The organism is Sediminibacterium sp. KACHI17 (genome assembly GCF_040362915.1).
Taxonomy (GTDB): domain Bacteria; phylum Bacteroidota; class Bacteroidia; order Chitinophagales; family Chitinophagaceae; genus Sediminibacterium.
Genome location: NZ_AP029612.1, coordinates 1527901 through 1549928 on the forward strand (window position 1 = coordinate 1527901; position 22028 = coordinate 1549928).

Annotated in this window: 19 protein-coding genes; 2 read left to right on the top strand and 17 right to left on the bottom strand. The window is 40.7% G+C overall.

What is annotated here, in order from left to right; translation table 11 throughout:
• The first annotated feature begins 26 nt into the window (after window positions 1-26).
• Window positions 27-3833, top strand: coding sequence for a S8 family serine peptidase (locus ABXG83_RS06680; RefSeq protein ID WP_353550709.1), 3807 nt, complete (start codon window positions 27-29; stop codon window positions 3831-3833).
• Between the two features lie 98 nt (window positions 3834-3931).
• Window positions 3932-4654, top strand: a complete 723-nt coding sequence (locus ABXG83_RS06685) for a hypothetical protein (RefSeq protein WP_353550710.1) — start codon at window positions 3932-3934, stop codon at window positions 4652-4654.
• 3 nt (window positions 4655-4657) lie between these two features.
• Here the strand turns inward: ABXG83_RS06685 and ABXG83_RS06690 are convergent, their stop codons facing one another.
• From ABXG83_RS06690 to ABXG83_RS06770, 17 genes are all read right to left on the bottom strand, one after another.
• Window positions 4658-5932 (bottom strand): ABC transporter permease, encoded by a 1275-nt coding sequence (locus ABXG83_RS06690; RefSeq protein ID WP_353550711.1) that lies wholly within the window; start codon window positions 5930-5932, stop codon window positions 4658-4660.
• An 85-nt stretch (window positions 5933-6017) separates the two neighbouring features.
• Window positions 6018-7403, bottom strand: a complete 1386-nt coding sequence (locus tag ABXG83_RS06695) for an NADH-quinone oxidoreductase subunit N (protein ID WP_353550712.1) — start codon at window positions 7401-7403, stop codon at window positions 6018-6020.
• A 90-nt stretch (window positions 7404-7493) separates the two neighbouring features.
• Entirely contained in the window at window positions 7494-8927 is a 1434-nt protein-coding gene (locus ABXG83_RS06700) for an NADH-quinone oxidoreductase subunit M (protein WP_353550713.1), read from the bottom strand.
• Window positions 8928-8952: 25 nt separating this feature from the next.
• Window positions 8953-10875, bottom strand: coding sequence for an NADH-quinone oxidoreductase subunit L (nuoL, locus tag ABXG83_RS06705; RefSeq protein WP_353550714.1), 1923 nt, complete (start codon window positions 10873-10875; stop codon window positions 8953-8955).
• Between the two features lie 79 nt (window positions 10876-10954).
• Window positions 10955-11290, bottom strand: coding sequence for an NADH-quinone oxidoreductase subunit NuoK (gene nuoK, locus ABXG83_RS06710; RefSeq protein ID WP_178889111.1), 336 nt, complete (start codon window positions 11288-11290; stop codon window positions 10955-10957).
• Between the two features lie 85 nt (window positions 11291-11375).
• A complete protein-coding gene (locus ABXG83_RS06715; RefSeq protein ID WP_353550715.1) occupies window positions 11376-11879 on the bottom strand; it encodes an NADH-quinone oxidoreductase subunit J in 504 nt (167 codons plus the stop codon).
• 61 nt (window positions 11880-11940) lie between these two features.
• Entirely contained in the window at window positions 11941-12471 is a 531-nt protein-coding gene (gene nuoI / locus ABXG83_RS06720) for an NADH-quinone oxidoreductase subunit NuoI (RefSeq protein ID WP_353550716.1), read from the bottom strand.
• Between the two features lie 121 nt (window positions 12472-12592).
• Window positions 12593-13645, bottom strand: a complete 1053-nt coding sequence (nuoH, locus tag ABXG83_RS06725) for an NADH-quinone oxidoreductase subunit NuoH (protein WP_353550717.1) — start codon at window positions 13643-13645, stop codon at window positions 12593-12595.
• A gap of 14 nt (window positions 13646-13659) precedes the next feature.
• Window positions 13660-14778 carry a 2Fe-2S iron-sulfur cluster-binding protein gene (locus ABXG83_RS06730; RefSeq protein ID WP_353550718.1) on the bottom strand — a complete coding sequence of 373 codons (1119 nt, stop codon included), beginning with the start codon at window positions 14776-14778 and terminating at the stop codon, window positions 13660-13662.
• A gap of 45 nt (window positions 14779-14823) precedes the next feature.
• Window positions 14824-16182: an NADH-quinone oxidoreductase subunit NuoF gene (gene nuoF / locus ABXG83_RS06735; protein ID WP_353550719.1), complete on the bottom strand. Its 1359-nt coding sequence runs from the start codon at window positions 16180-16182 to the stop codon at window positions 14824-14826.
• A 39-nt stretch (window positions 16183-16221) separates the two neighbouring features.
• Window positions 16222-16683, bottom strand: coding sequence for a copper resistance protein NlpE (locus ABXG83_RS06740; protein WP_353550720.1), 462 nt, complete (start codon window positions 16681-16683; stop codon window positions 16222-16224).
• A 4-nt stretch (window positions 16684-16687) separates the two neighbouring features.
• Entirely contained in the window at window positions 16688-17188 is a 501-nt protein-coding gene (locus tag ABXG83_RS06745) for an NAD(P)H-dependent oxidoreductase subunit E (protein WP_353550721.1), read from the bottom strand.
• 13 nt (window positions 17189-17201) lie between these two features.
• Window positions 17202-18434 (bottom strand): NADH-quinone oxidoreductase subunit D, encoded by a 1233-nt coding sequence (locus tag ABXG83_RS06750; protein ID WP_353550722.1) that lies wholly within the window; start codon window positions 18432-18434, stop codon window positions 17202-17204.
• A 96-nt stretch (window positions 18435-18530) separates the two neighbouring features.
• Window positions 18531-19037 (bottom strand): NADH-quinone oxidoreductase subunit C, encoded by a 507-nt coding sequence (locus tag ABXG83_RS06755; protein ID WP_353550723.1) that lies wholly within the window; start codon window positions 19035-19037, stop codon window positions 18531-18533.
• A 52-nt stretch (window positions 19038-19089) separates the two neighbouring features.
• A complete protein-coding gene (locus ABXG83_RS06760) occupies window positions 19090-19680 on the bottom strand; it encodes an NADH-quinone oxidoreductase subunit B (RefSeq protein ID WP_353550724.1) in 591 nt (196 codons plus the stop codon).
• 89 nt (window positions 19681-19769) lie between these two features.
• Window positions 19770-20171, bottom strand: coding sequence for an NADH-quinone oxidoreductase subunit A (gene ndhC, locus ABXG83_RS06765; protein ID WP_353550725.1), 402 nt, complete (start codon window positions 20169-20171; stop codon window positions 19770-19772).
• 99 nt (window positions 20172-20270) lie between these two features.
• Window positions 20271-22013 carry a tetratricopeptide repeat protein gene (locus ABXG83_RS06770; protein ID WP_353550726.1) on the bottom strand — a complete coding sequence of 581 codons (1743 nt, stop codon included), beginning with the start codon at window positions 22011-22013 and terminating at the stop codon, window positions 20271-20273.
• Between the last annotated feature and the right edge of the window lie 15 nt (window positions 22014-22028).

A 22028-nucleotide genomic window follows, 5' to 3' on the forward strand; every position in this document is an offset into this window, starting at 1 on the left:
ATAATGAAGTTAAATTAAACTATATTATGCTGAGAAGATTTTTACCCTTTTTTATCACCGCTATGGGCTTGGTATCCATTGCCAATGCGCAATTATCTACCAATGCACAAGCATTAGATATTACTGCCCAGGGTATCAGATTAAGAGAAAGAAGCGAATACACAAAAGCATTATCCTTAGCTAAGCAAAGAAACTGGCCTTTGATCATTAACGGAAGAAATGGTGCAAGGGGAACATTGGTTGGTGTGGATGCATTTAATTTTCCTAAATACTATATCACGCATAACAATAGTATTGCTGCCGCTACTACCAGAACCAATCAATTATGGCCTGGTGGTGCATCCGGATTAAATCTGTCAGGAAGCTCTGCCAATATGAAAAATAAAATTGGTATCTGGGATGGCGGTTTTGTTTTAGGTACACACGTTGAGCTGACAGGTAGAATTACTCAAAAAGATAATCCTTCAACAACAGATAACCATGCTACACACGTAGCCGGTACAATGATCGCAACAGGCTTGAACCCTAGTGCAAAAGGTATGGCACATGGTGTACAGGGAATGATCGCTTATGATTTCAATAACGACAACTCTGAGATCGCTTCAGAAGCATCCGGTTTATTAATATCCAATCACTCTTACTCCATTATCTCTGGATGGAATTTCAATAGCGCACAAAATCGTTGGGAATTTTATGGCAGACCTAATGAAGATGAAGATTATAAATTTGGTTACTATAGTACCGATGCTCAAGAATTGGACTCTATTGCCTACAATGCTCCTTTTTATCTGATCGTAAAATCATCCGGTAATAATCGTGGAGAAACAGGACCTGCAGTTGGTGAACCTTATTTCAGATTCAATGCACAGAATCAAATGACCGCTGCCGGTAGCAGACCTTCTTCTATCAGTAGCAATGATAGCTATGGTACCATTACATGGGATGGAAATGCGAAGAATATTTTAACTGTTGGCGCTGTGAGAGGTATTCCGGGAGGATATAACCGACCAGAAGATGTTGTTATGAGTACTTTCAGCAGTTGGGGACCTACAGATGATGGCCGCATCAAACCAGATGTGGTTGCAGATGGAGTGAATGTGTTATCTACTTTTGCAACCGGCAACAATAGTTATTCTACATTGAGTGGAACATCTATGTCATCACCCAATGCAGCCGGATCATTATTCCTGCTACAGGAGCATTATTCAAAATTAAAAAGTGGAGCATTCCTTAGATCAGCAACGATCAAAGGATTGGCAATACATACTGCTGATGAAGCCGGTGCTAATCCCGGGCCTGATTATCAAAATGGATGGGGCTTATTGAATGTTCAAAAAGCAGCTGCCGTTATTTCCGCTTCTGTTGCATCGAACAATGGATCAGCCAGTGAACACCTGATGTTTGAAAATGTACTGAATGCAACAACGTCTAGTTTCTCAACCACTGTAATAGCCAGTGGTAAAGAACCTTTGAAAGCAACGATCTGTTGGACAGATGTTAAAGGAACTGTGGAACAAATTGACGTATTGAATAATCCTGCGAAGAAATTGATCAACGATCTGGATATCAGGATCACAAGTGGCAGCAGAACATTCAGACCCTGGACATTAAATCCTGCTAGCCCTGCCAATGCAGCCGTTAAAGGTGATAATAATACAGATAATGTGGAGCGGATCGATATTGACAGCACTGTTTCCGGTGATAGTTATACCATTACTGTTACACATAAAGGTGGCGCAGGTTCTTTGGTACGTGGGCAGCAAGCTTATTCACTCTTGGTAAGTGGTGTGGGTGGAACAGCGCATTGCAGCTCCAATCCAACTGCTAATACAGGTGCACGTATTGATAGTGTGAGTTTGCAAACCATTCGTTATGCAAATCCTGCAGGAGGCACTACTTATGTGAACAATACCAGTATCTCTGCGAACATCGAACCTACCCAGTCAGTTCCATTCAGAGTAAGAGTAAATAGTTCAGATGCTACTAATGCAGACAAGATCGTGAAGCTGTTTATCGATTACAATAATGATGGTGATTTTACAGATGCAAATGAGCTTGTTGCTACCAGCGGTATCTTGAAAAACAATGAGGTCTTTGCCGGTAGTTTCACAACACCTAGTACACTTACGATTGGTAGTTCCTACAGAACCAGAATCGTATTGGTTGAAACCAGTACTGCCAATGATGTTACATCCTGTGGAACTTATCTTAGAGGAGAAACAGATGATTTCAGATTGATAGTTGTAAATCCTTCAACTGATTTTACCATCAGTGAAGTAATAACACCAAGCGTTGCTGATTGTGCGGATAATAAACAATACCTCACTATCAATATTCGCAATAACGGTAGTGTACCAAAAACCAGTATTCCGGTAACTGTGGAAGTTAAGAATGGAGCAACAACAGTTGCTACCATCAATGGTACTTATCCTGGTACCGTATTGCCATTGAGTAATGCGAGCTTCACTTTGCAAACACCTTTTGTTACAACAGAGAATACCACCTATACTATCACTGCTACCGCCAATATAACCGGTGATCAGAATACTGCGAACAACACGCTGACTACCAGCTTAACCATTGGTAGAAAAGGGGCTGATCCAAATCCGATCGGTACGATCTGTAATAATACTGCGTTATTGAGAATACCGTCTTCGGTAGCCAATACAAACTATTTCTGGTTTAATAGTGCTACCGCTACTGCACCATTTGCAAGTGGAAGCACTGCATCGACTACGAGTATTCCTGCAAACAAAACATTCTATGTTTCCAGTGAATTAAAAGCTTCCATTGGCCCAACTACTAAAATGGCTTATACAGATGGTGGCTATAATAATTTCCGTGGAAATTTTGTTCGCTTTAATAACAGCGTTCCATTGACCATTGAAAGTGCAAGACTGTACATCGGAAATCCGGGTACTGTTGAAGTCATTGTAGCGAATCTGGGAACCGTGAATCAGGATGGAAGTTTTAACTATATCCCACTTTCACGAACAACTTTAACCGTAACAGCTACCAATCCGAATCCTGCACCAGGCTTGGTAAATGGGAACCCCGCTGCGGATACCGGAGCTGTTTATTATCTCAACCTTCCTGTAAATGAAACAGGAGATCATATTCTGCTGGTATTGTGTAATGAGAATGGCGCTACGATCTTTAGAAATAATAATATCGCAGGAACTACTTATCCGATCAGTATACCGAATGTGATGTCGATCACTGGAAATAGTGTAAACATTAATGGCACAGGCGATCCAAATCCATTCTACTATTTCTTCTATGACATGAAGATCAGAACAGGGACATCATGTCCAAGCGCAAGACAAGAGATCGTTGTTTCCGATGCTCCAACTCCGGTTGTTACCAGACAAGGAGACTCCCTAGTTATCAATGCTCCGGGCGTTTCAAGACAGTGGTTTAAAGATGATGTAGGTATTGACGGCGCTACGAATCCTAGCTTCAAACCTATCGCTTCCGGAAACTATAAAGTGGTGACCATTGATGCATTGGGCTGTCAGAAAACATCTGCACCGATACAGTTCACTGTCACATCTCTTCCTCCAGAAGTGATTGCGAGAGAAATCAAACTCAGTGTTTCACCTAATCCGAACAAGGGTATATTCAATCTGAGCTTTGAAGTGAAAGAGAAAGGAGATGTATCCATCGAATTACTGAACTCTGGTGGACAAAGAATCTTCAATCAAAACTTCCCGGGTTTCAATGGTGCATTCTCTAGACAAATGAATGTTGGCAATGTAAATGATGGTCAGTATATCTTAAAGATCTTCCATAATAAGAAGACTTATCTGCAAAAAGTGATCATCATAAAATAATCAGACCTTTTGATTAAAAAGCCGGTGTTATTCACCGGCTTTTTTTGACCAGTAATAGCGGCTATTTCTATTAGCTGTACCTTTATAAAAAAGAGGGTATGCGATATATTTTCCTGGTCGTTGTATTATTGTTTTCATTCTACGGTTTCGGGCAAAAGAAAAAAATGATCTATGGCTATTTGAAAGACAGTGTCACCAATGCCCCTATCATCTTAGCAAGTGTCAGAAACATCACTACCAATACTACTACCATGACCGGGAATGATGGAAGATTTTCTATTCAGGCTGCAGAAAATCATATCCTTTCATTTGCTGCTGTTGGTTATTATTTTGATACCCTGCAATACACAAATGCTTATCTGCTACAGGATACTTTGTTCCCTGTCTTATCTCCATTGGTTCGTGATCTGGGAAATGTAACAGTCAGCAGTAGAGGTTTAAGCCAATATCAACAAGATAGTATTGAACGCAGAAAAGATTTCCTACAGGATATCGTTAATTATACAATCCCTACTGTATCACAGGCCAATTCAGGTGCAGGTATCGCGCTTAATATTGATCGTTTCTCTCGGCATGAACGGAATAAAAGAAAGACCCTCAAGTTTTATGAGACCAATGAGAAAGAAGCTTATATCAATTATCGTTTCAACACTTCTTTGGTGATCTCACTAACACGATTCAAAGATGAGAAGCTTCGTCTTTTTATGCAACAGCATCGCCCTTCTTATGAATGGCTAAGAAAGCATACTACTGAAGAAGATATTCGGTACTACATCAATGAGCAACTAAAGATCTTCTCTAAGACTTACGATAAGCATTAAATATTATTCGTAACGTAACGCTACAATAGGGTTCAAGCGTGCTGCTTTCATGGCCGGGTATATTCCTGCGATCAAGCCTACAACTGAACAAATGATCACACCAACGATCACCCATGCCCATGGTATCACAAAACCTGTTTTGAGGATCAGCCCAAATACGTTACCGACCATTACACCTAAAATGATACCAAAGACTGCACCTAACAGACTAATGATCATACTTTCAAATAAAAACTGCTGACGTACATTCTTACTTTTACCTCCAATCGCTTTGATCAATCCAACCTCTTTTGTTCTTTCATTCACAGCCACCAACATGATATTCATCAAACCAATGGCTGCTCCGATCAATGTGATCAATCCGATAGCACCTGCAGAACCGGTGATACTACTTAAGAAACTGATGAACATCTCAGCAAATTTGTCGCTTTTCTCAATGACGAAATTGTCCTCATCCAAAGGTTTTAATCTTCTTACTGATCTGAAAACAGAAGTTGCAACACCACTTGCCGGATCCAACTCATTCACATTACTTACCATCACACCTACCAAGTAAGATCTGCTCGCATTCTGAAAATTTCGGACATTGTTATAGGTTGTTACCACTACATCATCTTGTCGCAACATAGCACTGGATCCTTTACTCTTCAATAAACCAATCACACGATATGGCAAGCCCCCAATTCGTACTATTTTGTCTATTGATTTATCAGGTCTGTCACCAAACAATGTCTTTGCAACATTACTACCGATCAAACAGACATTCCTTCCACTTTGCTGGTCAAGGTCATTTAGGTTGCGTCCCATTTCAATCACATAACCGGTAACCTGTAAATAGTTTTCATCGCCTCCCCATACAACAATTTGTGGATTGGTTTTTTTATCCTTGTAATTGACTTCTTGTCCACCCGGACCTCTTCTATAGATACTTACTTTCGCTGCTGGAAAATTGAAATTTTGTTTGAAGTATTCAGCTTCTTCTTTTTGAATAGGTTTATCGAGATTCGATTTTTTCTCTTTACGTCCTCTCGTAGTCTTTTTTACATCAGAATTATTACCACCAAATCTTACCCTTGAATCTTTAAAGCGAATATTAAAAGCATTGGCTCCCATGGAAGAGAAACTTTCCTTCAAACTTTGGTTCATTGCTTCAATAGCGGTAATGATACCAATGAGTGCCATGATACCAAAAGCAATAATAGCCACAGTAATCCCCGTACGCAGTTTATTGCTGCGAACTGTTCGCCATGCCAATGATAAGGAATCAAAAATGGTCATACCCTTCATAGTGTAACTATCTTCCTATAAAGATAGCTGAGAAATTCCTATGCAGGGTTTTACCTGTAAAAAAAGTGAGGAACGGTTAGAAATAGAAACCATTCAGAATGATCGAAGGGAAAACGCCTAATAGTATGATCAGCGCTGCCAACAGGATCACAGTGAACTTGAAACCGCCTGATATTGGTGCGGTAGCTGCTTCACCCTCTTTAAAATAGATCGCCTGAATGACTCTGAAATAGTAGTATACGCTCACTGCTGCAAAGAAAAGTGCTACTATCACCAACCAAAGCGCACCTCCCTCTTTGATCACAGAAGCCAGCATATAATATTTCGCAAAGAAACCTGCGGTCAGTGGTATACCTGCCAGAGATAGGAGAAAAACAGTAGTTGTGAATGCTAGTACCGGATTGCTTTTCGCAAGGCCGTTAAACCCATCGAAAGTATAATCATTCATTTTGATGAGTACAGCGAAAATGCCGATGGTTGCCAGACTATATGCAACACTGTACAAAAGAATACCTTCTCTTGACAGATCATTGCTGCTGAACAATGCGAACAGCATAAAACCTGCCTGAGCAATACTCGAATAAGCAAGCATTCGCTTAACACTTTGTTGAAATACTGCAGTAATATTTCCGATCAGTAAAGTAAGTATGATCACTATTGATAGTATGATCTTCCAAGTTGGGCCTAATGCATCCGCCTGGGTTTGGAACAATCTGATGAAAGCAACAAATCCGGCAGCTTTAACAATGGTAGCCATAAAAGAGGTGAATACACTTGGCGCTCCATCATATACATCCGGTGTCCAGAAATGGAATGGGGCTGCTGAAACTTTAAAACACATGGCTACAAATAAAAGTAACAACCCTCCCACATGAAGAAAAGAAGGATTGATCATTCCGGTTGTAGGAACAACAGGTAATGCATTCAAAGTAAAAGATCCGGTTGCTCCGTAAAAGAAAGCGATACCCATTAACATGATACCTGTGGTGAATGAGCCCATCAAAAAGTATTTCAGTGACGCTTCATTACTTTTCAGGTTTCGCTTATCAGAACCAGTGAGGATGTACAAAGGGATAGAAAGAATCTCAATACCCAGAAACAACATCAACATACCATTGAATCCGGAAAGGATACTAAGGCCACACAATACAAAGAAGATCAACGCAAAATATTCAGCTACATTGATGCCTGCTTTTTCAATATCAGAACCGCTGAGCAGCACATAAATAAAAGTAGCAGCAAATGCCAGCGTGTTGAAGTACAAACCGAATTTTTCAAAATTCAATAACCCACGGGTATTGATATCGAATTTGAAGATCGCATAAGTATCCATTACATTAAAAGCGATCAGCAACAATAATCCAATTGCTGCAATGTATTTCAATACAGATTTGTTACTTGTCAGGATGCCACTGAACATCATGACAACTCCCAGTAATGCTGATATAATTATTGCGTTCATAGTTCCAAATCCCCTGCGGGATTTTTGGGTAAGAATGGATTCCCATTCTTACGTATTGTGATTAATCAGATAATTAAAATTCAATAACCTTTATTTTCCTGCCATGGTTGCTCCTACCGTATCGCTGGTAAGATCGATCATAGGCTGTGGATATACACCCAAAGCGATCACCAATACCACCAGAATTACCAATGCCAGTTTGATGTTGCCGGTAATGTCTGTTGCATTTGCTGTAATAGCGGATGTATTACCATAAAATACTTTCTGCACCATATTCAAAGTATACACAGCTGCCAAAATGATACTGATACCAGCTATAGCAGCTATCCAAATATTATATTGGAATAATCCATTAAACATCAAAAATTCTCCGATAAACGCATTGGTCAATGGCAGTGCAATATTTGCAAAAGCCATCACGACCAATAAAATAGCGAGTGCCGGTGCTTTTTGAGCAAGACCTCCTAATTCACTGAACTTTCTCGTTCCTAATTGCTGCTCGATCGCATCTGCAACGATCCAAAGTCCGATTACATTGATACCGTGGTTGAACATTTGAATCATCACCCCTTCCATACCTACTCTGCTACCGGTAAATAATGTAGCACTCATCAAGCCAATATGCGCGATGGATGAATAAGCGATCAAACGTTTTACATCATCTTGTCTGATAGCGATCAAAGAAGCATATAACATCCCGATTACGGACAATACAATAATGATCTGAGCGAATTGATCAGATGCAGAAGGAAAGAATGGCAATAACCATTTGATCACTGCAAAGATCCCCATCTTGACCATGACGCCACTCAATACCATTGTTGTAGCAGTCGGTGATTGTTCATAAGCATCCGGCTGCCAGGTATGTAATGGGAATATCGGCATCTTGATCGCAAATGCAATAAAGAAGAGCCAGAATACCAATGATTGATTTTGAGCTGGTAATTGCACACCATAAAACGACTGCCATGCAAAAGAATGGTCAGCTGTTTGGAAGTACATGTACAAAATACCCGCCAGCATCATCAGTGACCCGATGAATGTATAGATGAAAAATTTAAATGTAACAGCGATCCTTTTTTCTCCTCCCCATAATGAGCACAAGAAATAAACTGGGATCAACGCTAACTCCCAGAAAAAGTAAAATAACAGTGCATCATTGGCCACAAATACACCCATCAGTCCGGATTGTGTCAACAACATCAATGCATAAAAAGATCCTGCATTTCTATATTGATTCTTATACGTGGCTAAAAAGATCAATGGAAAAGAAATGGCTGTTAAAAGCACAAGCATTTTGGACATTCCGTCCATTGACATTGTGAAACGGCTTCCTAAAGAAGGCAACCATGCACTATCAAATGACAATTGAGCTGCCGGATAAAAATAAACGCCTGCCACAGCTACGATCAGTGTTAAGATCGCAGACAATAATCCCCAACCTTTTGCAGCATTCTCATCTTTAATGAAGAATGAGATGATGCCTGTAAGCAAGGGAAGTAATATCAATAGAACTGGGATCATATATTTTCTTTGTCGCTAAAAGCGGTTAAAACAGTTTTTTCAAAAATTTCATGATGGTGAGATCATTGAACCAGATCAATATGAATATAACCATCACCATTACCATCACCAGAATATAATTACCAACCTGTCCACTTTGTAATAATCTAAGTTGTCTTGATCCATATCCAACGATCTTGCCTACACCATTTACCATCCCATCAATAATATTTTTCTCCAGGATGTTTTTGAAGAATACCGATAAAAGATGAAGTGGCTTAACGATCACGGTATCATACAATTCATCAACATACCATTTGTTTTCCAATACTTTTCCAATACCACTATTCTCATCCTGAATATTGGATGCTTTTTTAAACTTGGTCACAGCAAATACAATGATGCCAATGATCAGGATCGTTGAAACACCCATCATGATATATTCCTGAGAATGTGTCAGGTGATGTTCATGTGCCAATTTTGATGATTCGGCAAAAATGGGTGATAAGAAATTTTCCAGACTATGCGCGTCTGCGGCAAAAACTTCCGGTATACCTACAAAACCACCGACTACTGATAACACTGCCAATACAATCAATGGAATGGTCATAGCAGCAGGACTTTCATGCAGGTGATGTTCTTGTTCATGGGTTCCTCTGAATGATCCAAGGAAAGTAAGACTATACAAACGGAACATATAAAAAGCAGTCATGAGTGCGCCACCCAATCCTACATAGTAGAAGATCGGATTATTACTATAAGCTGCCATTAATATTTCATCCTTAGAAAAGAAACCTGAAAACGGAGGTATTCCTGCAATTGCCAAACATGCCAATAAGAAAGTGATATGTGTAATAGGCATGTGTTTTTTCAATCCACCCATTTTTCTGATATCTTGCTCATGATGCATAGCGTGTATCACTGATCCGGCACCTAAGAATAACAAGGCTTTGAAAAAAGCATGTGTCATCACATGAAATACCGCTCCTGTATAAGCACCCACACCCAAGCCTAAGAACATATAACCCAACTGGCTCACGGTAGAATACGCAAGTACCTTTTTGATATCATTTTGCTTTAATGCAATGGTTGCAGCAAAGATGGCAGTGGCCAACCCAATAATAGCAACCAGGGTTTGAGAAACAGGTGCAAGCGTATAGAGAATATTACTGCGAGCGATCATGTAAATACCCGCAGTAACCATGGTTGCGGCATGGATCAAAGCTGATACTGGTGTTGGACCAGCCATCGCATCAGGTAACCATGTATACAAAGGTATTTGGGCACTTTTACCCATCGCACCTACAAATAATAAGATCGTTATTGCTGTAATATCAAAAGAAGATAATTCAGATACGCGAGAGAAAACATCACCATAGGTTACAGTTCCTAATTTGAAGAGTAACCAGAATACCGCTAAGAGAAAGCCCAGATCTCCAATACGATTCATCACAAAAGCTTTTTTAGCTGCGTAATTGTATTGATCATTCTTAAACCAGTATCCGATCAGTAAATAAGAGCAAAGACCTACTCCTTCCCAACCAATGAACATGATCACATAGTTTGCACCCAAGACCAGGAGTAACATAGAAAACACGAACAGATTCAGGTATGCAAAATACCTACCGAAATGTTGCGCTTCTTCTTCATGCATATATGCTGCCGAGTAGAGATGAATTAAAAATCCAATCCCCGTAATGATCAGCAAAAACAAAGAAGACAGTTGATCTACCTGAAATGCAAATGGAATTTGAAAATCTGCTGCTTTGATAAAAGAAAACAGTTCAACGGTGGTTGCACCATTCGCTTTTACATCAAAGAATACGAGCAGGCTTACAACAAAAGATGCGAGCATCACGCCACAACCAATGATACTGATCATTGATTTTGACAATGATTTTCTTCCCAATCCATTGATCAGGAAACCGATCAGTGGAAATAATGGTACCAGATAAACAAGTTTACTCATAGCCTTGTTCCCTTTCGGGACTTTTTCACTTCATTAATGAAGTATGATCATGAATCAGTTCTGTTTTATTCAATGATTATTAATTCTTCAAGCGATTGAGGAAATTAATATCCACTGAATGTATATTACGATACATCATAACAATAATGGCCAATCCCACACTCACTTCCGCTGCGGCCACTACCATGATGAAGAAAACGAATAATTGCCCGTCAATACCTGCTGTTGTTGCAGCATCCGTTGCCAGTGCTGTACCATGATGCATTTTTGAAAATGCTACCAATAATAAATTCACGGCATTCAGCATCAATTCAATGCACATAAAAACAATGATCGCATTACGGCGTGTCAACACCCCAATGATCCCAATGCTGAAGAGCGCAAGACTCAGATAGATATAGTATTGTATCGGCATAGCTATTAGCTTGTGGTCCATGGTCCATAGTCCATGGAAAAGTTTTTATTCATACCATGGACTATGGACCATGGACTAAAATTTTCTACTCCTTCTTCCCGATCACCACAGCACCTACCATAGCACTTAGAAATAATACGCTGCTTATTTCGAAGGGTACTACATAGTTGCTGAAGAGTGCTTTACCAAGGTTTTTGATCAATCCGATATCCCCCGTTCCCATCAATGCTTCTTTTCCTTGAAAATCTGCAGCCTGACGAACCAGTGATACCATTACCATCAGGAAACATCCACCAGAGATGGCTCCTGCAAGTTTCATCCAGATATGTTTGTTGGGTTCAGACTCTTTATTGAGGTTCATCAACATGATCACGAAGAGGAAAAGTACCATGATTGCCCCGGCATAAACGATCAAATTCACGATTGCCAGAAACTGCGCATTCAATAAAACATAATGACCTGAGATGGCAAAAAACACCGCGATCAACCACAATACACTGTGTACCGGGTTTCGGCTTACCAGTACCATGATAGCTGAGAAAACAGCCAGTGCCGACAAAAAGAAAAACATGATTTGTGTTATACTCATTGGTGTTTTAATTAGGCTTTTATAATAAGCTGCAGCAGTCGCTACAACTGATTATCCTTTATTATAATCCTTTGGCCTTTGCATATGCTTCAGGCTCGGTTTTAGGATTGGGTATCAACAACTCTTCTTTTCCGTAAACAAATCCTTTTCTGGTATAATTTGCTGGAGCAAATGTTTCACTCAGATAAATCGCATCTTTCGGACATGCTTCTTCACAAAGTCCACAGAAGATACAACGCAACATATTGATCTCATATTTCGCTGCATACTTTTCTTCCCGATAAAGATGCTCTTCGTTTGGTAATCTTTCTGCTGCCTCCATGGTAATGGCTTCTGCCGGACAAGCAACAGCACACAATCCACATGCAGTACAACGCTCGCGACCTTCTTCATCACGATTCAAGACATGCAGTCCTCTGAATACAGGACTAAATGGACGTTTTTGTTCAGGATAACGTATGGTTGGTTGCTTTTTGAAGATATGACTGAAAGTAATCGCCATACCCTTCAGAATCGCCGGTATATACAGTCGCTCCATGAAGCTCATTGGCTTCCGACTCACTTCTTGTCCTCGATTTGTTAATGCCTGCATATGTTGTATCCCTGAGGGATGTTTAATGTTTGCAAAAATATTTTCCTAACCTATTGATGCCAAGTTTATCATGTGAATTGTGAATGGTCAATATATAATCATTGACCATTCACAATTCACATCATGCCCCCACTTTCCATAAGATCAACGCTCCGGTGATCAGCATATTCGCTAAAGCCAATGGGATCATCGTTTTCCAGCCCAAGTTCATCAATTGATCATAACGGAAACGTGGGATGGTCCAGCGTATCCACATGAATATGAAAATAAAGATCACAATCTTGGTGAGCAACGCACCTACACCCAGCAATGCTGCAATGTTGGGAGCCAATGTTGATTCATCCAAGAATGGAATATCATAACCACCGAAATATAAACAAGCCATGACTGCGCTACTCATGATCATGTTCACATATTCAGCGAACAGATAAAAGCCCAATTTCATGGATGAATATTCCTGATGGTATCCAAAGTTCAATTCATTTTCTGCTTCAGGCAGATCAAAAGGTGTACGATTACATTCCGCCAATGCGCAGATAAAGAAGATCAGGAATCCTAGCGGCTGATATGCAATGTTCCAAAGATTACCGTCAGCCATTTGCTCCCCTACAATGCTTTTCAGACTCAATGAACCTGATAACATCAATACAGCGATCAATGAAAGCCCCATCGCCAACTCATAACTGATGGCCTGAGAAGCTCCACGCAACGCTGCCATTAATGAGAATTTGTTGTTCGATGCCCAGCCTCCGATCATGATTCCATAAACACCCATACTGACTACGCCAAACACATACAGAATTCCAATATTGATATCTGCGATCTGTAATTCAATTTTTCTGTCAAACAGTTCTACATGACTACTCCATGGAATAACAGCACAGGTCATCAGTGCAGCGGTCATAGCCAAACCCGGTCCTAGAATAAAGAGTACTTTATTAGAAGTGTTAGGAATGATCTCTTCTTTCATGATCAATTTCAAACCATCTGCAAAAGGTTGAAACAATCCAAAAGGACCTGCACGGTTAGGGCCTGGTCTGTCTTGCAAGACCGCTGCTACTTTTCGCTCTGCGAATGTGGTATACAAAGCAATACCCAGACTACCGAATACGATTACGGCGATCAGTACTAGTTTTTCTATCAATAATGCCCAGTCAAAAGCAAGTAGTGTCATGATATAGAATTCAATTAGTCTTTGTTCTGATTAAATACTTTGGAATGAGCCGGTCCATCGATCAGACTCAGTTGTACATCCGGTTTATTGACCTCACTCACCGAATGAATATCCATCAGTAGTTTAGGTTTACGTCCGTCATTCACCGCTTCAAAAGTTTCAGTGGGTTTGTGTACTCCTACTTTTCCGGCATAATGACCTTGTGAGATCACCGAATGTCTGTTGATCAAACGAGGACCCTCAATGATCCAGTCACTTGTTTTTTTCTTTTCGAAGCGACAGGTGTTACAGATCCAGCCCGGTTTACCATCAGGTGTATCTTCTACTTCTCCCCACTCATCTTTTCTTGCGGTAACTCGGAAAACTTCATCTCCTCTATTCCAAAGTGTTACACGTCCGCTACAAGTAGGGCAATCGCGATGGGCATCCATTGGTTTCAGGAACCATACACGGTTTTTAAATCGGAATGTTTTATCAGTGAGTGCACCAACCGGACATACATCGATCACGTTCCCAATAAAATCGTTCTCCAGACTTTTCTCAATGAATGTTGCGATCTCTGCATGATCTCCGCGATCCAATACACCATGCTCACGTTTTTTAGTAAGTTGATCAGCCGTAAATACACAACGATAGCAAAGAATGCAACGTGTCATATGCAGCTGAATGTATGGACCGATATCGTGTTTCTTAAATGTTCTTCTTTGAAACTCGTAACGTGTACCTTCTTTACCGTGTTCATAGCTAAGGTCTTGCAAATGACATTCTCCCGCCTGATCACAAATAGGGCAATCCAATGGGTGATTCAGTAATAAGAATTCAACAACACCCGCTCTTGCATCCAATACTTTTTCGCTGGTGATATTTTTCACTTCCATACCATCCATCACTGTGGTACGACAGGATGCAACCAGCTTAGGCATTGGCCGTGGATCTTTTTCAGACCCTTTGCTTACTTCCACCAAACAGGTACGACACTTACCACCACTACCTTCCAGCTTGCTATAATAACACATAGCCGGAGGTGCTACATCACCACCGATCTTACGTGCAGCATTGAGAATCGTTGTTCCTGCAGGAACTTCAATAGTGATGTTGTCGATCGTTACTTTAAACAATTGTTGTTCAGACATATGATTCATTTTCAGCTACCCGAGTAGCTACAACTGTTAATTCATCTATACTCCAGCCGGCACATGTATGGGATCAGCATAATGTGCAAGACCGTAATTTCTTTTTTGTGATTCTTCAGGATTCAGGACATGCCATTCAAATTCATCTCTGAAATGTCTGATAGCTGCTGCTACAGGCCATGCTGCAGCATCTCCTAACGGACAAATCGTATTGCCTTCGATCTTACGTTGGATATCCCAAAGCAAATCGATATCACTCATCTTTCCTTTTCCGTATTCAATATTCTTAAGGATCTTTTCCATCCATCCTGTTCCTTCTCTACAAGGTGAACACTGACCACAACTTTCATGTCTGTAGAAACGTGCCAATGATAAGGTATGACGAACTACACACTGATCTTCATCTAATACAATGAATCCACCCGAACCCATCATAGATCCGGTAGCAAAACCGCCATCAGCCAAACTCTCATAGTTCATGTAACGTGTTTCACCTTTTGCAGTTTTCAATAATAGATTGGCAGGAAGAATTGGAACAGATGAACCACCCGGAATACAAGCTTTTAATTTTTTCCCATTGGCAATTCCGCCACAATATTCATCACTGTAAATAAATTCTTCGACTGAAATGGTCATATCAATTTCATATACACCCGGCTTATTGATATTACCACAAGCACTGATCAGCTTGGTTCCTGTTGATCTGCCAACTCCGATCTTCGCATATTCATCACCACCCATATTGATGATCGGAACAACAGCAGCCAATGTCTCCACATTGTTTACAACTGTAGGTCTGTCCCATACGCCTTTAACAGCAGGGAATGGAGGTTTGATTCTAGGGTTACCACGCTTACCTTCCAATGATTCGATCAATGCAGTTTCTTCACCGCAGATATAGGCACCCGCACCTCTTTGTACATGTATATTACAATCAAAACCACTACCTAAGATATTTTTACCGAGGAAGCCGTTGTTCTTTGCTTCTGTAATCGCTTGTTCAAGAATATCAACGATCCATGCATATTCACCACGGATATAGATATAAGTGTCATTACTTCCCAAAGCGAAAGATGAAACGATCAAACCTTCGATCAATAAGTGAGGGATGAACTCCATCAAGTAGCGATCCTTAAATGTACCAGGTTCACTTTCATCTGCATTACACACCAAATGTCTTGGCACACCTTCAGGCTTTGCGATGAAGCTCCATTTCATACCGGCAGGGAAACCGGCACCACCACGGCCACGAAGACCGCTCTTCTTTACTTCTTCTACAATGGCTTCAGGGCTCATTTCTTTGAGTGCTTTCTCAACACTTCTATAACCGCCCTCTCTCCGATATACATCGAAGTAGCGGATACCTTCTACATGTGCCTTTTCCAGTAATAATTTTTTACTCATATCCTCACATCCCTTTCGGGAATTTTAAATGATATTCAACTACTGTTTTTTCAATTCATATTTAGCGGCCAATTCACCTGTAATTCTGTTGCCACTCATATCCAGCTGTATCAATTTTCCTTCTGCAACAAAATATTGATTGGGTCCTTCTTTAATGCTTCCTAAACTGATGGTAGACCCATTGATCCATGTCCACTTACCAGATGCTGTAAAACTATTTTCCTTCTTTCCCAGGTATTTGATTACTCTGGAATAAGTGGAATCATTTTTTAATTCAATGGTGGTTTCCATTCCTTCACAATCTGCACAAGGCAATACTCCTTTATAAATACCTACAACATCAAGAGAATTTTGTGCTGTGGCTCCATCAACAACGCGCATTATTTCCGAAGAATCTACTTCATATGTAGTATCACTAATCACTACCTGTGTGGTAGTAGGCTTTTCTTCACAAGCAGCGAAGAAGAGTGATACACATAATATGTAGTTTAAACTTTTCATGTGCTTAATTCAAGCTTGCTGCTGCTTTTCTGCATTCATCAATGATTGAATCCACTTTTTCTTTGGTCAGGTGTTCACGATAGTGTTTACCCAGTTGCATCATCGGCGCATATCCGCATGCACCCAGGCATTCTACTGTTTTCAATGTGAACATACCGTCGGTTGTTGTCTCACCTGGTTTGATACCCAGTTTTTCTCCGATATATGCAATGATATCATCACTTCCTCTCAGCATGCAAGGACCTGTCTGACAAACTTCAAACATGTATTTGCCAACAGGTTTCAGGTTGTACATACTGTAGAAAGTAGCCACTTCATATACTTCAATGGGAGTGATCTGTAACAGTTCTGCCACATAATCCATTGTTTCTGTACTTAACCAACCTCCAAAACTATCTTGTGCCAGATGCAATACCGGTAGCAAGGCGCTTTTTTGTTTGCCTTCCGGATAACGCGCTACCAGGCGCTTGAATTCAGTCATCTGTTCTTCTGAAAATTTCACCATACAATTCAAATTATTATGCGTCAAGTTCTCCTGCGATCAGGTTCAAACTACTCATGGTTACAATGGCATCACTCAACATACCACCCTGGATCAATTCAGGATATGCCTGATAATAAATAAAACAAGGTCTTCTGAAATGCAGACGGAATGGCGTTCTTCCTCCATCACTGATCAGGTAAAAACCTAATTCACCGTTACCTCCTTCTACTGCATGGTATACTTCACCTTTTGGCATATCCACCTCACCCATGATGATCTTGAAATGCCAGATGAGTGCTTCCATTTTTGTATAGACATCTTCTTTTTTAGGCAGATAATATTCCGGAACATTGGCATGATACACTTCTGCATCTGCACCTTTGAACTCCTGTATTTTACGATACGCTTGTTCAATGATGCTTAGACTCTGCCACATTTCCGCATTACGAACCAGGAAGCGGTCATAATTATCTCCCGTTTTTCCAACAGGTACAGTGAAGTCAAAATCTTCGTAACTACTGTATGGACTATGTACACGCACATCATAATCAACTCCTGCTGCGCGTAGGTTCGGTCCGGTGAATCCATAATTCAGTGCTCTTTCAGCACTGATGCCACCGGTACCTTGTGTACGGTCCATGAAAATGCGGTTACGTGTGAAGAGGTTTTCAAACTCTTTCAACACTTTTGGATATTCATTTAAGAATTTCTCGAGTTTCGTAAATGCTGTATTTGAGAAATTCCTTTCAAAACCGCCAATACGCCCAATATTAGTAGTAAGGCGGGACCCACATACTTCTTCATATATTTCATAGATTAATTCACGGTATTGCATTACATACAAGAATCCGGTATAAGCACCGGTATCCACACCAACGATCGAATTACAGATCAGGTGGTCTGAGATACGTGCTAACTCCATGATGATGACACGCAAGTAATCAACACGCTTAGGTGTTTGAACACCCAATAATTTTTCACAGGTCAGGTGCCATCCCATGTTATTGATCGGACTGCTGCAATAATTCAAACGATCAGTGATTGGTGTGATCTGATAGAGTGGTCTGCGTTCTGCCAGTTTTTCAAATGCACGATGTATATATCCAACTGTTTGCTCAGTGGATACCACTCTCTCACCATCCAATTCCATAATGTTTTGGAATACGCCATGTGTTGCAGGGTGCGTAGGCCCTACGTTTAACGTAGTTGTTTCCTTTTCAATGGAACCTTCCGGCAATTTGATATTCTGTTGTTGTTGCGCTAACATGGTTACTATGTTGATTAACCTTTCGGCTAAATAATTCTTTATGATGAGTGAGTAGTGAATTAAAACACTCACTATTGACTATTCACTACTGACTTATTATCCTCTTCCAAACATTTCATCATCCTTATCGATCCTGGTCTGGTCTTCGAGTGGATACTCTTTCCGTAACGGGAAATAATCCATCTCATCAACATTTAAAATGCGTTTAAGATTCGGATGACCGACAAAATTCACTCCATAAAAATCATAGGTCTCACGCTCCATCCAATTGGCACTGGAGAATAATTGAGACGCTGTGAAAACATCCGGTGTTTCTACTGAAGTAAATACTTTGAACCGAATGCGTATGTTCTCTACCAGGTTATGCAAATGATACACCACTGCCAATTCTCTTCCTGCATCATCCGGATAATTTACAGCACACAGATCTGTCAGAAAACGGAATTGCAGTGACTCATCATCAAATAAGAACTGCATCACTTTCAGGTTCAGATCCTTGGGTGCTTCAAAACTGAGCATGCCATAGGTTTCCTCAAAGTTGTACACCTGATCTCCAAACTTTTCTTTCAGTTTTTCCTGTATGAATGAATTCGTTAAAGCCATTTTTATGTTTTTGTACATAGTCCATGGCTCATGGTCCATGGTCAATAGTTAATTATTGAATTCCATAACTGTTGAGCAATGCTTTATAATGCTCACTGTTTCTTCTTCGGATGCTTTCTTGTCCTACCAGATCTTGAATCTTCATAAACCCATCTAAAATTGCTTCCGGACGTGGAGGGCAACCCGGAACGTATACATCCACCGGTATTACCTGATCGATTCCCTGAAGAACACTGTATGTATCAAAAATACCGCCACTGGATGCACAGGCGCCAACAGCAATTACCCAACGTGGCTCGGCCATTTGCAGGTATACTTGACGTAAAACGGGACCCATTTTTTTTGCGATCGTACCCATGACCATCAGGAGGTCGCACTGACGTGGAGAAAATCCTACACGTTCAGACCCAAAACGGGCGAGGTCATAATGCGAGCCCATCGTAGCCATGAATTCGATACCGCAGCAAGAGGTAGCAAAAGGCAAAGGCCAGATAGAATTTTTACGGGCCAATCCAACAACATCACTCAATTTGGTGGTAAAGAAACCTTCCCCAGAATAACCCTGCGGTGCTTCTACAGTAGCAATAGCATCAGCGGTACTGGCAGGTATGGGGTTGATATTAAATCTTACGGGGCGTGCCATAGTCTTTCGGTTATTTGTAATGGTTGCTTATATAACCATTAAAGCTTTGTCTTGTTGTCAAAAAGCCGTGAATCTTCTTTCACAGCGGTTTAATCTTCCCATTTAAGGGCACCTTTCTTCACGATATAGATGAATCCGATCAGGAAGAAGGAAACGAACATCAGAACAGCCAGAAATCCATCCCAGCCTAATTCTCTAAAATTGACTGCATAAGGATAGAAGAATATCACTTCCACATCAAACAATACGAAAAGGATCGCTACGAGGAAGTACTTGATCGCCATTGGCTGACGGGCATCACCATGACTTTCGATACCACTGGCGAAGTTTTCAAGCTTATCTGCTGTTTTACGCTTGGGTCCTACCCACTGTGATACAGCGATCATGGTAGCTACAAATCCTGCCGCAAAAATCAATTGAATTCCGATTGGTAAATAACCAGACGCGTTGCTGGTTGCCGATGCATCTAACAGTTGGATAAGCCAGTTCATGTTAAAACATTAATGTCCGGCAAAAATAAGCCTGCGAAGGCATATAAAAAGAAAAACTCCCCCGTTATTGGAGGAGTTTTTACCGAAATATTCTGAAACTTAACTTCCTGAGCCACTCGACGAGCTCGCAGAGGTAGTTTTATTGCCTGAACCTTGTTTTTCTTTGGCTTTGATCCCTTCTACAATTGCACCTTTAGCGCTGGTAGCATATTGATTCTCATCACCTGGAGTTGGATACAATGCCAGCATTTTTTCTGCTACTTCCAATCCTTTTTCCAATTCTTTCGATTTGTTTACATAGTACTGAAGTCTGTAATACAAATTCAAGAAGATCGCTTTTTTATTTTTTTCCTGGTCTTTCATGTAGAATGAATCCAGGTAATCCAATACTGCAATGGCAGCACCGGTTGTTGTATCCGGATCAGAAGCCAATGCCGCTCTCTTCAGGAATGAATAAGGTTGTGGCTTATCAGGAAATGCTGCCAGGTATTTCTTTCCTAACTCAATGGTGAGTGGGTAATCTTTCCCGTTCAACGCAGTGCTGGTAAACTGATAATATTCGAATTCACCCATACTACCGCCTTTCAGGTCTAATTGTTTTTGCAACCAACCTAATTGATCACGATACATTCCAGCCTTTCCATAGATCTCAGCAGCTTTACCCATGTAGGCGATTTTACTATTTTTTAGCGTATCGAGGGTCATTGCTTTTTCGATATAAGCTACAGCTTGAGCTTCACTTCCTTTGAAACGTGAATAGATCTTAGTGGCTAGTTCACACTGAGAAGTTGTGATGGCTGCAGGATTAGCAGTTGCAAAGAATTTTTCGATAGATTCCTTAGCTCTTACTGAATCATTGGTACGATCGTAGTTATAGGCGTATACCACATTCAACTCAGGAAGATTAGCAATTCCGCCTACTTCCGCTTCAATCTGCTTGGCTTTTTCCAAGCTCTCATTGTATTTACCTGCACGGAACAGATAGTCTGCCACGAAAAGATCAGTTTTAGGATCTTTATCAGCATTCGCTACATATTTATCCAGGTATTCTTTTGCTCTTGGTACATCTTTATCCGCATAGTAGTTATACAATGTATAATAAACCGGAGGATAAGTAGGATCTGTAGCAATAGCGTCGTTGTAGAATTGCTCAAACAATTCTTTATTATTTTGACTCTGGTAGATTCTTCCGATACGGAATTTCGCCTTGGCATTTTTGGGATCACGTGCTATCGCTTCCTGATAGGCTTTTACAGCCTCGCCACCATTCTCTCCACCCAATTTCAGGTAGCTAATTCCCATATTGATATAGATATCCGGATTGGTGAGATCCAGTGTAGCCGCCTGCTTTAATTTTTCAATACCATAAGCAGGATCTCCCACTTTACTTCCGCCATCCGCATTGGCTCTACCAATGGCATTCAAGATACCAGGATTGCCTTTACCCTTATTTCTACCTTTTGTTTCTGTGGTAGCAGTAATAGCTTGCTCAAACTTTTGTTTGGCAGAATTGATATCGCCACCTTCGAGTATTTCTAAGTGACCCATACCCACCAATAACCAAGCATCACTACCCACATCTTGCAAACCTTGCTGGTAAACAGCTTTGGCTGCATTGAGCATGTCTTTTGTCAACCCGCCGGCTTCACCTGCAATCAGGGACTGACCGTACCAATAGATCGTTTGAGGATCTTTTGGATTGGCATCATATGCCTTTTTCAAGGTTTCACGGGCGCTTTTGAATTTCTCGTAGTTGAGGAATTTGATTCCGTCAGCCACCTGCGCCATCAAGCACTGTACAGCAAGCAACGCTGTCACGATCAAAGAAACGGTCTTCTTCATTTGTCGGTTTTTATA